The 12636-nt window shown below is 56.0% G+C and carries 10 protein-coding genes; 8 read left to right on the top strand and 2 right to left on the bottom strand.

What is annotated here, in order from left to right; genetic code table 11:
* The first annotated feature begins 1 nt into the window (after nucleotide 1).
* From dtd to ACR0IU_RS03900, 8 genes are all read left to right on the top strand, one after another.
* Nucleotides 2-439, top strand: a complete 438-nt coding sequence (gene dtd / locus ACR0IU_RS03935) for a D-aminoacyl-tRNA deacylase (RefSeq protein ID WP_480715336.1) — start codon at nucleotides 2-4, stop codon at nucleotides 437-439.
* Entirely contained in the window at nucleotides 439-1542 is a 1104-nt protein-coding gene (locus tag ACR0IU_RS03930; protein ID WP_480715335.1) for a glycerate kinase type-2 family protein, read from the top strand. The genes dtd and ACR0IU_RS03930 overlap by 1 nt, the downstream gene beginning before the upstream one ends.
* A gap of 44 nt (nucleotides 1543-1586) precedes the next feature.
* Nucleotides 1587-3581 (top strand): CocE/NonD family hydrolase, encoded by a 1995-nt coding sequence (locus ACR0IU_RS03925; RefSeq protein ID WP_480715334.1) that lies wholly within the window; start codon nucleotides 1587-1589, stop codon nucleotides 3579-3581.
* A gap of 124 nt (nucleotides 3582-3705) precedes the next feature.
* Nucleotides 3706-5292: an ABC transporter substrate-binding protein gene (locus ACR0IU_RS03920; protein ID WP_170541028.1), complete on the top strand. Its 1587-nt coding sequence runs from the start codon at nucleotides 3706-3708 to the stop codon at nucleotides 5290-5292.
* 15 nt (nucleotides 5293-5307) lie between these two features.
* On the top strand, nucleotides 5308-6264 hold the full coding sequence (locus ACR0IU_RS03915) for an ABC transporter permease (RefSeq protein WP_010441877.1): 957 nt from the start codon (nucleotides 5308-5310) through the stop codon (nucleotides 6262-6264).
* Nucleotides 6264-7079 (top strand): ABC transporter permease, encoded by an 816-nt coding sequence (locus ACR0IU_RS03910; RefSeq protein WP_029621990.1) that lies wholly within the window; start codon nucleotides 6264-6266, stop codon nucleotides 7077-7079. Before ACR0IU_RS03915 ends, ACR0IU_RS03910 begins: the two co-directional genes overlap by 1 nt.
* Nucleotides 7076-8713 (top strand): ABC transporter ATP-binding protein, encoded by a 1638-nt coding sequence (locus tag ACR0IU_RS03905; RefSeq protein WP_170541031.1) that lies wholly within the window; start codon nucleotides 7076-7078, stop codon nucleotides 8711-8713. Before ACR0IU_RS03910 ends, ACR0IU_RS03905 begins: the two co-directional genes overlap by 4 nt.
* 162 nt (nucleotides 8714-8875) lie before the next feature.
* Nucleotides 8876-9712, top strand: coding sequence for an alkaline phosphatase family protein (locus tag ACR0IU_RS03900; RefSeq protein WP_480715333.1), 837 nt, complete (start codon nucleotides 8876-8878; stop codon nucleotides 9710-9712).
* 8 nt (nucleotides 9713-9720) lie between these two features.
* On the opposite strand, the gene ACR0IU_RS03895 is transcribed toward ACR0IU_RS03900, so the two are convergent.
* Together ACR0IU_RS03895 and ACR0IU_RS03890 are read right to left on the bottom strand one after the other, a co-directional pair.
* On the bottom strand, nucleotides 9721-10644 hold the full coding sequence (locus ACR0IU_RS03895) for an alpha/beta hydrolase (RefSeq protein WP_480715332.1): 924 nt from the start codon (nucleotides 10642-10644) through the stop codon (nucleotides 9721-9723).
* 12 nt (nucleotides 10645-10656) lie between these two features.
* Nucleotides 10657-12546 (bottom strand): acyl-CoA synthetase, encoded by a 1890-nt coding sequence (locus ACR0IU_RS03890; RefSeq protein WP_480715331.1) that lies wholly within the window; start codon nucleotides 12544-12546, stop codon nucleotides 10657-10659.
* Nucleotides 12547-12636: the final 90 nt, after the last annotated feature.

Here is a 12636-nt window from a genome sequence, read left to right as displayed (position 1 = left end):
GATGCGCGCGCTGCTTCAAAGAATTTCCAGTGCCTCTGTCACAGTCGAGGGAACGGTGATTGGACAATCCGGTCCGGGGTTGATGATTTTGGTCTGTGCGATGCAAGGGGATGATGAGGCTCAGGCCGAACAACTGGCTAACAAGATCGCAAAGCTTCGCATCTTCAAAGACGATGCAGGAAAAATGAACCGTTCGATCTTGGATATCTGCGGCTCAGCACTGGTAGTCAGCCAATTCACTTTGGCCGCTGACACGTCACGCGGTAACCGCCCGGGATTTTCCGGTGCGGCCCCGGCAGTAGAGGGCGAACGACTTTATGGAGCGTTTGTTCGCAACCTGTCCTCACTGGGCATACCAGTCGAAACGGGATCATTCGGGGCTGACATGGCTGTAGAACTGGTCAATGACGGGCCCGTGACAATTTGGATGGAAAGCTGATGCAGGACTCTCAACAGATTCAGAATATTTGGAGCGCCGGTGTGGCGGCTGTCGATGGTTACACCGCGACGTTGGAAGCGATCCAAATGATGGAACGGCCAGACCAGATACTGGCCGTTGGCAAGGCGGCGGGTGCGATGGCCCGCGCTGCAGCGAACCAGTTCGGAGCGGTCCCCACGTTGGTCGTTACCAAAGATGGCCATAGCGATGGACTGCCAGCGCATGTTGATGTCATCGAATCCTCTCATCCCGTACCCGATGATCGCAGTCTGGCCGGGGGAAAGGCATTGCGCGAAACCGTAGAGAGCATGAAACATGATAGCAGTCTGTTGCTACTGGTATCTGGCGGCGCGTCCTCTCTGGCCGAGGATTTGATCCCTGGGTTCTCCTTGGACGATCTTGAAGCCCTGAACCAAAGATTGCTTGGCGATGGATTGGATATCAGAGCGATGAATGCTGAGCGGCGCAAACTATCGCTCATTAAGGGCGGAGGACTGCTGTCCAGTTTTCCTGGGAAAAAAGTGACCGTATTGGCGATCTCGGATGTCCCCGGAGACGACCTGGGCGTGATTGGATCCGGCATCGGAGCGTTGCCAGATGCGCCGCGTTTTGCCGCCCAGACCTCAATAATCGCTTCAAATGCGCACGCACGTAACGCGGCCGCCCAAACAGCCGAGCAAGCTGGCCTTGTCGTCCTCGCCAACGCGGAGGCGTTGCACGATGACTACCTATCAGTTGCGACCGCGATAGGAGATCGACTGCGCCACATGCCCAAAGGCGTGATGGTTTTTGGAGGAGAGCCAACCGTCGTTCTTCCGGACCAACCCGGGCGAGGCGGACGAAATCAGGCCCTAGCGCTGGCTTTGGCGCACGAAATTGAAGGGCAACGGGACATTACTGTGATCGTTGGTGGAACAGATGGCACGGATGGGCCAACGGACGCAGCCGGTGCTATCGTTACCGGCGAAACATGGTCAGACGAAGCGCAAGAATACCTCAACAACGCGGATAGCGGCAGCTTCCTAGCCAAAGCAGGTGCGTTGCTGGTTACGGGGCCTACAGGGACCAATGTGATGGACTTGGTGATTGCAATACGGGATTGATCTGACATCTTGGCCCGGTTGCTATCGGTCAGGAGTTCAGAGATATGGCACCGCCCTCCAACGCACTTCGCGAGATCGAAGAAATCCCTGATATGGGTATCACCATGCCAGATGGCTGCCGCCTTTCAGCCCGGATCTGGCGACCGATCGATGCGGGCGAAGACCCGGTTCCCGCCATTGTGGAACATCTGCCATATCGCAAACGCGACGGTACCACTGCACGTGACGCCTTAACACATCCCTGGTTTGCCAAACGTGGATATGCCTGCGTACGCGTAGATATGCGCGGCAACGGTGACAGCGAAGGGTTGATGGAGGATGAATACACTCAGCAGGAATTGGACGATGCCGTCGCAGTAATCCAATGGCTAGCCGATCAACCCTGGTGTAGCGGCACGGTCGGGATGATGGGTATCAGTTGGGGCGGGTTCAACTCATTGCAGGTTGCCGCGATGCAGCCCGAGCCTTTGAAGGCAATCATTACGCTTTGTTCGACCGCGGACCGGTATGCCGATGACATACATTACAAAGGCGGATGCCTGCTGAATGAAAATCTGGGCTGGGGCGCGACAATGTGGTCCTACTCCTCTCGTGCTCCGGACCCTGGTCTGCGATCAAACTGGCGTGAGCTGTGGTTGGATCGGTTAGAGAATGAGCCCTTCCTGCCCTCCGTCTGGCTGCGCCACCAAACACGTGATGCCTATTGGCGCCATGGTTCCGTCTGCGAGAATTTTGATGCCATTCAAGCGGCCACCCTGGCGGTTGGAGGCTGGGGTGACGCTTACAAGAACACTGTGCCATTGCTGGTCGAACAGTTGAACGCGCCGGTCAAAGGTGTTGTTGGCCCATGGGTGCACAAATATCCTCATTTCGCGGTTCCTGAACCTCGCATCGGATTTTTGCAGGAGGCCCTAAGGTGGTGGGACCATTGGCTAAAGGGAAAGGATACAGGTGTCGAAGATGATCCAGACTACCGCGCTTATCTGATGAACGGTGTGCGTCCGGCGCGCTGGTACAAAGAGCGCGCAGGGCGTTGGATTGCCGAGGATGAGGGCGCGACATCGCATCTGCCAACCCTGACGATGCAACTGACCGATGCCGGCCTTGGGCACGAAGGGTCACTCAACACCTCAATCCGATCGCCACATACCTGCGGTCTTGAAAGCGGCGAGTTTTGTGCGATTTGGCTAGGTCCGGATATGCCGGGGGACCAGTGGGGGGACGACGCGCTTTCAGCCTGTTTCGACAGCGACCCATTGGCAGCCGACATCGAGATTGTGGGCGCACCCAAAACTCGGCTCCGACTGAGTGCTGACAAACCTCAGGCGCAGATTGCTGTTCGGCTGAATCACATACACCCGGACGGTGCTTCGACGCGGATCACATATGGGGTGCTAAATCTGACGCACCGCGACAGCCATGCAGATCCCACCCCCCTAATACCCGGTCAGACCTACGACATAGAACTGGACCTGGATCACATCGCTTATCGAATACCGAAAGGGCACCGCTTACGCGTGGCGATCTCGAGCGCCTATTGGCCGTTAATTTGGCCTTCGCCGGAAACTGTCGAGCTTCAACTGACTGAAGGCGACATAATCATTCCAACGCGTCCACCGGGTCAATCAAACGAATACAACTTCGCCCCTCCCGATGCAGAATCTGCGAATCCCGTCAGTGTTCTTCGGGAAACGCAAAATTCCCGGCGTGTGGAATTGGATATGACCACCGGCGAATCCCACCTGATCATCGAGGATGACTTTGGCAAACTCCGTGACGAAACGCATGGGCTGATCACCGGAAGCACCGCAACAGAAAAGTGGTCGATTCACCCCGATAACCCCCTATCGGCGCGGGGCTATTGTCGTTGGACACAAGAACAGCAGCGCGGTGAATCGTTCCTATTCACTGAAAGCGTTTGCGAGATGTGGTCCGATGATAAGAACTTTTTTGTTCGAGCGGAGATAAGCGCCTTCGAAAATAACGAATTGGTCTATTCAAAAACACTCGAAGACACGGTGCCGCGCAATGAAATGTAAGTTTTGAAGCTTCAGACGAAAGATTTTCACTTGCCCACCACCCTAAATTGCCCCTACTTTGACTCACGCGTCAATAAAAAGTCCAACAATGGACCGAACATCCAATCAACTGGGAGATCTCTGGATGAACGAACAACTCACTCACATGTCAAAGCAGGTCACGGCTGGAAAGCTGACCCGCCGTGAATTCATGGGTAAAGCTGCGGCACTGGGTGTCTCGGCCGCAATCGCAAGCACTATGTTTGCCGATGCCGCACGTGCGGCTGGGCCGAAGAAAGGCGGCGATCTGAAATTCGGTTTGCAGGGCGGCGAATCGACCAACTCGCTGGATCCGGCAACCTACGCAAGCTCAGTCCCGTTCCAGAACGGTAAGCAGTTCGGCGACCAGCTTGTCGAAGTGGCGCCCGACGGCACCATCGAGCCGCGCCTGGCCGAAAGTGTCGAAGGCAGCTCGGACGCCAAAGTCTGGACCTTCAAACTGCGCCAAGGTGTCGAGTTCCACAACGGCAAGACCATGACCAGCGATGACGTGCTGAAAACTATGCAGCGCCACTCGAACGAAGATTCCAAATCAGGTGCATTGGGCATCATGAAAGGCATCGAGTCGATGAAGGCCGATGGAGACAATTTCCAGGTCACATTGACCGAGCCAAATGCCGACCTGCCGTATCTGATGGCCGACTATCACCTGATTATTCAGCCCGATGGCGGCATGGATAACCCGGCTGCAGGTATCGGCACAGGTCCGTACAAACTGGAAGTGGACGAACCCGGCGTCCGTCACCTGTTCACCAAGAACGAAAACCATTGGAACAGCGATTTCGGTAATTTTGACAGCGTCGAAGTTGTTGTGATCAACGATGCAACTGCGCGGACCGCTGCACTGCAGTCCGGACAGGTCCACGCCGTCAACCGCGTTGAACCCAAAGTTGCCGACCTGTTGGGTCGTGCGCCTAACCTGACCGTGCATTCAACCGCCGGTCGCGGTCACTATGTCTTTATCATGCATTGCGACACGGCTCCGTTCGACAACAACGAATTGCGCACGGCATTGAAATACGCAATCAACCGTGCGGAATTGGTAGACAAAGTCCTGCGTGGCTATGGCTCGATCGGGAATGACATGCCGATCAACGCAGCTTACCCATTGTTTGATGAAACCATCGAACAGCGCGAATTCAGCATTGAGAAAGCTGCAGAGCACTACAAAAAGTCCGGCCATGATGGTTCGCCGATCATATTGCGTGTAGCCGACGGTGCCTTCCCGGGTGCTGTGGACGCCGCTGCACTGTTCCAGCAAACCGCCGCACAGGCTGGAATTCCGCTTGAAATCAAGCGTGAACCCAACGATGGATACTGGTCCGAGGTTTGGAACGTTCAGCCGTTCTGTGCCTCGTACTGGGGCGGCCGTCCGGTTCAGGACCAGATGTATTCGACCGCGTACCTGTCGACCGCAGACTGGAACGACACTCGGTTTAAGGTACAGGCGTTCGACGACATGCTGTTCGCGGCAAAGGCAGAGCTGGACGTTGAAAAACGCAAAAGCATCTACAGCCAAATGGGCCGAATGGTCCGCGACGAAGGCGGTCTGATCTGTCCGATGTTCAACGACTTTGTCGAGGGCATCAGCAACCAACTGGACGGATGGGAATCTGACCCGACGCAAGAGATGATGAACGGCAACATATCCCGCAAAATGTGGTTCGTCTAAAACGGGCTACGGATAATGCATCCTATCATCAAATTGGTTTCCCAGCGCCTGGCACTGGGACTCCTATTGCTGCTCGGCGCTTCGGCCTTGATTTTTGGCCTGACCGAAGCCCTTCCCGGAGACGCCGCGCAAGCCGTCTTGGGGCAGTCCGCAACCCCAGAGGCCCTTGCTAACCTGCGTGAAGAGATGGGTTTGAACCGCCCTGCCCTGACTCGCTATTTCGAATGGCTGGGAGGCATTTTTCAGGGCGATCTTGGCCAATCCTTGACAAACAAACTGGATATTTCTGAGAGCATTGGAAAACGCCTTGGAAATACACTGTTTCTGGCATGCGTCGCTGCCATCGTTTCCGTTCCACTTGCAATCTTTCTTGGACTTCTGGCCGTGCGTTATCGCAACCGCTGGCCGGATAAACTGATCTCTGCCATCACGCTCACAACGGTTTCGATACCGGAATTTCTGATCGGCTATGTGGTGATCTACTACATCTCAGTGAAACTGGGCTGGTTCTCCTCGCTAGCGATGGTCAACGATTCAATGTCGTTTGGGCAAAAGCTAAATGCCATTGCTTTGCCAGCCTTCGTACTGACGCTGGTGGTCCTGGCGCAGATGATGCGCATGACACGCGCTGCCATTCTTAATCTTATGCAATCCGCTTATATTGAAACGGCTGAACTAAAAGGTTTGAGCACCTTTCAGGTTATCGCCCGGCATGCCTTTCCCAACGCGATTTCACCTATTGTGAACGTAGTCATGCTGAACCTGGCCTATCTGGTCGTAGGTGTCGTAGTGGTCGAGGTTGTCTTCGTCTATCCCGGTATGGGGCAGTACCTCGTAGATGCCGTGACAAAGCGTGACGTGCCTGTTGTTCTGGCCTGCGGTGTGGTGTTTGCAGCCGTGTATATCGGCCTGAACATGGTCGCGGATATCGTGTCGATCCTTGCCAACCCAAGACTGAGGCATCCGAAATGATAAAGAACATTCCTCTTTCGGCACTGATTGGCCTTATGTTCACCGGCGCCTATTTCTTTGTCGCGATCGCCGCACCCTTGATCGCGCCCTATGGAATGGCAGAAGTGGTCGGCGACGTTTGGGAGCCGAGTAGCTCCGAGCATCTGCTGGGCACGGACAATATCGGCCGCGATCTGCTAACCCGCATGATCTATGGCGGGCGCACAACAATCTTCATTGCCGCAGCTGCAACACTTCTCAGCTTTTTGACGGGAACGTCATTGGGCCTACTTGCTGCAGTTTTGGGCGGATGGGCCGATCAGGCGCTTAGCCGGACGGTCGATCTGATCATGTCGATCCCTACGCTGATCCTGGCGCTGGTTATTCTGGCAATCGTTCCGGTAACCGTTCCGATCCTGATCCTTGTGATGGGCCTGTTGGATGCGACACGACCATATCGTCTGTCGCGATCTGTCGCCGTGGATATCAACGTGATGGACTACGTCGAAGCCGCCAAACTGCGCGGTGAAGGACGCAGGTGGATCATTTTTCGGGAAATCCTGCCGAACGCTCTATCGCCTCTGGTGGCCGAGTTCGGTCTGCGGTTCATCTTTATGGTCCTGTTCATCTCGACGCTTTCGTTCCTGGGCCTTGGCGTCCAGCCGCCCTTGGCGGATTGGGGCGGCATCGTGAAAGAGAATAAGGACGGCATCGTCTACGGTATTGGCGCCGCGCTCTACCCTGCAGTGGCCATCGCCACGCTAGCGATCTCGGTCAACCTTGTTGCTGACTGGGTTCTGAACCGTACCACATCGCTGAAAGGAGGCCGAGGATGAGTGATACCCTTCTCAAGGTCCGCGACCTCAAGATCGGCGCGACCGTCTATCCGCCGGGCGAAAAGCCCCATGACATCGAAATCGTGCACGGGGTCAGCTTTGACCTCGCGCCCGGCAAGGTGTTGGGGTTGATCGGTGAATCCGGCGCTGGCAAATCGACCATCGGTCTGGCCTCGATGGCTTATGGCCGGGGCGGCGTTAAGATCACCGGTGGCGAGGTTTGGGTCAACGGCCGTGACATCATGAAGTCAGCGCTGGGTGATATCCGCAACCTGCGCGGCGGCGAGGTGTCTTATGTCTCGCAATCAGCAGCCGCTTCGTTCAACCCCGCCAAAAAGATCATGGATCAGGTGGTCGAAGCTGCAGTCGAACATAAGAAATTCTCTCGTAAAGAGGCCGAGGCCCGCGCGCGCGAATTGTTCGCCAAGCTAGGCCTGCCCGATCCGGACAATATCGGTGATCGATACCCACACCAAGTTTCGGGCGGTCAGTTGCAACGCTGCATGACAGCGCTGGCGTTGTGCCCCGAACCGGATCTAGTTGTGTTTGACGAACCTACCACGGCCTTGGACGTGACCACTCAGATCGACGTCCTGATGGCCATCAAGGAGGCCATCGCCGATACAGGTGTCGCTGCGTTGTACATCACGCATGACCTTGCAGTTGTCGCACAAGTCAGCGACGACATCATGGTTCTGCGGATGGGCAATACGGTCGAGTATGGAAACACCGATCAGATCATCAACAATCCGCAAGAAGAGTATACTCAGGCGCTGGTTTCGGTTCGCTCGATTGAACACGAAGAAAAGCAGCCCACTGCGGATCCGGTGCTGAGCGTCGATGGTATTACCGCGCGCTACAAAGGCTTGAACTTCGATGTTCTTCACAACGTCAATGTTGAGCTTCATCCGGGGCAGACATTGGCTGTGGTGGGTGAATCCGGCTCAGGCAAGTCGACGCTGGCCCGTGTGATCACCGGGTTGCTGCCGCCGCGTGATGGCGAGATCACCTTTGCCGGTCGGAAACTTAGCCCCGACTTGAAGGGCCGTTCACTTGAAGATCTGCGCGAGTTGCAGATGATCTATCAGATGGCGGATGTCGCGATGAACCCGCGGCAAACAGTCGGTACGATCATCGGGCGACCGTTGGAGTTTTACTTCAACATGCGCGGTGCTGAGAAACGCAAGCGTATCGTAGAACTACTGGATGAGATCGAGCTGGGCGAGAAGTTCATCGATCGCTACCCAGCCGAACTGTCTGGTGGTCAGAAACAGCGGGTCTGCATCGCGCGTTCATTGGCGGCTAAGCCCAAAATGATCATCTGTGATGAGGTCACCTCGGCGCTCGATCCGCTTGTGGCAGATGGCATCCTCAAATTGCTGCTGGACTTGCAGAAGATCGAGGATGTGGCCTATCTGTTCATCACCCACGATCTGGCGACGGTGCGCGCCATCAGTGACAGTATTGCGGTGATGTATCAGGGCCGCGTGGTCCGCTATGGACCCAAGTCGCAGGTGCTGAGCCCACCCTTCGATGACTATACCGATTTGCTGCTCAGTTCGGTGCCCGAAATGCATCTGGGTTGGCTGGAAGAGGTTGTCGCCCATCGCAAAATGGAAAGTGCGGGCAACTAATCCCGGACTTATCCCGAACATTGCATGATGTTTGGAAATCCCGGCGTTTGACTGAAAACAAACGTCGGGATTTTACAATTTAGGGCGCAAATGGGCAGCCCCGTGCAAGCGAATCCCCTAGGGTCGCGACAACCAATACTTCGAAAAGAATAGGGCCGGACAATGGACCGCAAACTGCTTTTGATCATTCTCGACGGTGTGCCGTGGCGCAACTTTCGCAGACTGTTTGGCAATCTTGAAGGATGGGTCGACAGCGGCGATGCGCGGGTTTGGAAACTGCGCGCCGTCCTGCCTTCAACATCAGCCAGTTGCTACGCGTCGATCCATACCGGCGTCACACCGCAAGAGCATGGCTGCACCGGTAATGGCAACGTGTTTCGGCTGTCTCACAAGGACGTCTTCAGTCAGGTACGAGAAGTGGGCGGTGTGACCGGTGCGGTCACGCATAGCTACTGGTCGCAATTCTTCAACCGTCACCCCTTCGACTACGTTCGTGATGTGGAATATGACGAGCCTGACAGCAAGACCATCAACCATGGCAGATTCCATTCGATGACTGGCTACGGCAAAGCCAACCAGATGACGCCATCTGACGTTGATCTGTTCGCCACGCTGACCAACCTCTGCCTTCGGTTCGGGCTGGATTACGGTATTCTGCACACCTGCACGCTGGACAGTATGGGGCACCGTTTCTACCACGACTGTGAGGAAATGGACCACGCCTGTTTCGTCATGGACGAAATGCTGGCACCATTCATCCCGCGTTGGCTGCAGCTTGGCTACGATGTCATCGTAACCGCCGATCATGGCCAAGATGAACGCGGCCATCATGGCGGGCGTAGCCCGTTACAGCAGGAAACGGCTCTTTACTATTTTGGTGACGCCGAAGGGCCTGACACCGAGACCGTGATCGACCAGCTTCAGCTTGCGCCAACCATACTACAGCGCGTTGGTGCGCCTGTGGCAGATACTATGAAGGCCAAATCGTTCCTGACCTGAGGCACTTGTTAGTCGTAAGCCCAGATCCTCTGCCCCAGCGCCTCGATCGCCACCGAGATACGCTCAAAGCTGTCAGCGGCGCGCCTGACCGAAGCTCGGGCGCGCAGATACCCATGAACCAACCCCGGTTCATTAATGCAATGGGCCAACCCACCTGCCGCAGTTATATGCTTACAATAGGCCGGTCCGTCATCCCGCAGTGGATCGCAATCAGCCGTCACAACAACCGTCGGCGGGAGGCCAGAAAAATCATCATCCTGCAACGGAGCGAATGAGGGATCGTTATCCGGTGCAGGCCCACCGCAGCGTACAGTTTGGTAGAACCGGATGTCGTCCAGGGTTAGAAGCGGCGCATTTGCATGTTCGATATACGAACCCTTTGACATGTCACCGCCCAAACCAGGATAGATCAGAACCTGACCCAGCACGTTGTCCAATCGCCCTCGGGCATAATGCGCAACGGTTGCAGCCAGATTACCGCCTGCACTGTCTCCCGCCAGAACGATTGGATCGCCATATTCCTGGACCACCCAGCTCACAGCAGCCCAACTGTCCTGAAACTGCGCCGGGTGCACATATTCAGGGCACAGGCGATAATCGACAGAGATGATCCGATAGCCAGTCTGAACACAGATTTCAGCACAGACATCATCATGACTGTCCAGACCGCCCACGACGAACCCGCCGCCGTGAAAGTAAATCACGTTTCGAGTGGGATCACCGGCAGTGTAAACGCGAACAGGCACGCCATCGGCAGACCTGTCCTGAACATCAACGCCCGGAGGTCGCGGTTGGCGAAAATCCTGACACATAGTGTCATAGACCCGACGTTGGTCAGCAATGGACATTTCGACCGTATCATCGGGATAGCTCTCGGCGGTACGCCGGATGAAATCCCAGGTCTCTTCGTCGATCAGACGTTCATAGTCCATTGTCCCTCCAAATTATTCAGACCACTCCCACGGTCGGGTAAACGAACCCAGCACCTTGGCCACATCGTCCTCGGACGCGCCGTTCGCGTCAAGCTGCGCGACGAGCCCGCGTTTCTTGTCGTCGATGACAGAAACGACCCGTGCCGCGACGCCGGCGGCTTCCAGAGCACCATTGTATATACGCGTGATCGCGTGCTTGCGCAGATCAGGCTTGAATACTTTGCCTACTGCGGTTTTCGGCAGTTCATCGAGAATGGTCAAATGCTTGGGCTGTGCAGCGCGTTCGTGGACGTGAACCTTACAGAACTCTAGCAGCTCTTTTTCCGTGGTAGAGGCCCCTTCGACCAGTTCAACAAACGCACATGGCAGTTCGCCTGCGTGTGCATCCGGTTGACCGATCGCGCCGGCAAAGGCGACAGCTTCGTGCCCCAGTAGCGCCTCTTCAATTTCGGCGGGGTCGATATTGTGGCCGCCCCGGATGATCAGGTCTTTAGCCCGACCTGTAATCCAAAGATAACCATCCTCATCAAAACGGCCCAGATCGCCCGTGCGCAGGTACTTGTCGAAATGGTAGAGATCTACGTTCTTATCGACCTCGGTGTAGGTGTTGCCCGCATAAACGCCAGGGTTCGAGATGCAGATTTCGCCGACCTGATCGACACCGCATTCGGTCGGACCATCTGGCCCGTCCTGAAGGATTTTGACATCTGTATATGGGAACGGAATACCGATCGAACCGATCTTTTTCTCTCCATCCACCGGGTTGCACGAGACAAGGCAAGTGGCTTCTGTCAGGCCATATCCTTCGACGATGGTCACGCCTGTGGCCTCTTCGAACCTGCGGAAGAGTTCAACCGGCAGCGGAGCCGAGCCCGAAAACGCGGTTTTGACGGATGAGATATCCGCATCCACCGGGCGTTGCATCTTAGCTGAAATCGCGGTGGGCACCGTAATAATGAACGAGACTTTCCAGCGCTCGATCAGCTTCCAGAAATTGTCGAAGACACCGTCACCGCGATACCCTGCAGGTGTCGGGAATATGACATGCGCACCCGACGATACAGCCGCCATCACGATCACATGCACCGCAAAAACGTGGAACATCGGTAGCGGGCACATGATGACATCGTTTTCGTCAAACAGCAGAGTCTGCCCCAGCCAGCCGTTGTAGATCAGACCGGAATACTTGTGCTGCGCCACCTTCGGCATGCCTGTTGTGCCGCCGGTGTGGAAATAGCACGCGACGCGATCTTCCTTGCTGTCTTCGAAGGTCAGCGTTTTTGGCTGCTTGTTCAGCTCAGCAATGAAATTCTTATAGGTCGCGTGGGCCAGCTTTTCCTTGTCACCCATCTTGGGGCGCAGGAACGGCACCAGCCAGGATTTTGGCGGCGTCAGATAACGGTTCAGGTCGATCTCGAGAATCGTGTGAACGCCGGGGGCGTGGCGCACAGCCTCTTCAACCTTCTGGGCCACGTCCGTCTTGGGGAAGGATTTCAGAGTGACCACGACCTTCGCCTTGGTCTCACGCAGGATCGCTGCAATCTGTTCGGGTTCGAGCAACGGGTTTATCGGATTCACGATCCCCGCCACCGCTCCGCCCATCATCGTGACCAGGGTCTCGTTACAGTTGGGCAGCACATAGGCCACCACATCCTTTTCGCCGATCCCAAGCGAGCGGAACAGATTGGCCGCCTGATTGACTTTGCCCAGCAGCTCCGACCAGGTCAGCGTCTCTGCTTTGTCGGTCGGGCCAGATAGCAACTGAAAGCTGATCGCCTTGTGGTTCGGGAACCTGCCCGCCGTCCGCGACAAAAGCTGGTGGAAGGTCACGGGCACATCCCGGTCCTCCCATGGCATCTCCTGCTCCATACGCGCCTTGTCTTCGATTCCCACAAAGGCCATGTGGCTCCTCCCCTGATCTCTCTCCCGTGTCACGCGCGGGTTTTCGTTGCCTCCAAGATGGAAGTAAAACTCAACTCGCGCAAGCAAGGG

Source organism: Ruegeria sp. CL5 (assembly GCF_056536485.1).
This window is presented reverse-complemented; position numbering and strand designations above follow the sequence as displayed.

Excerpts from the sequence above, each read along its gene's own strand:
- ACR0IU_RS03930 (WP_480715335.1), top strand. The coding sequence starts at position 439 with ATGCAGGACTCTCAACAGATTCAGAATATTTGGAGCGCCGGTGTGGCG.
- ACR0IU_RS03925 (WP_480715334.1), top strand. The coding sequence starts at position 1,587 with ATGGCACCGCCCTCCAACGCACTTCGCGAGATCGAAGAAATCCCTGAT.
- ACR0IU_RS03900 (WP_480715333.1), top strand. The coding sequence starts at position 8,876 with ATGGACCGCAAACTGCTTTTGATCATTCTCGACGGTGTGCCGTGGCGC.
- dtd (WP_480715336.1), top strand. The coding sequence starts at position 2 with ATGCGCGCGCTGCTTCAAAGAATTTCCAGTGCCTCTGTCACAGTCGAG.
- ACR0IU_RS03905 (WP_170541031.1), top strand. The coding sequence starts at position 7,076 with ATGAGTGATACCCTTCTCAAGGTCCGCGACCTCAAGATCGGCGCGACC.
- ACR0IU_RS03915 (WP_010441877.1), top strand. The coding sequence starts at position 5,308 with ATGCATCCTATCATCAAATTGGTTTCCCAGCGCCTGGCACTGGGACTC.
- ACR0IU_RS03890 (WP_480715331.1), bottom strand. The coding sequence starts at position 12,546 with ATGGCCTTTGTGGGAATCGAAGACAAGGCGCGTATGGAGCAGGAGATG.
- ACR0IU_RS03895 (WP_480715332.1), bottom strand. The coding sequence starts at position 10,644 with ATGGACTATGAACGTCTGATCGACGAAGAGACCTGGGATTTCATCCGG.
- ACR0IU_RS03920 (WP_170541028.1), top strand. The coding sequence starts at position 3,706 with ATGAACGAACAACTCACTCACATGTCAAAGCAGGTCACGGCTGGAAAG.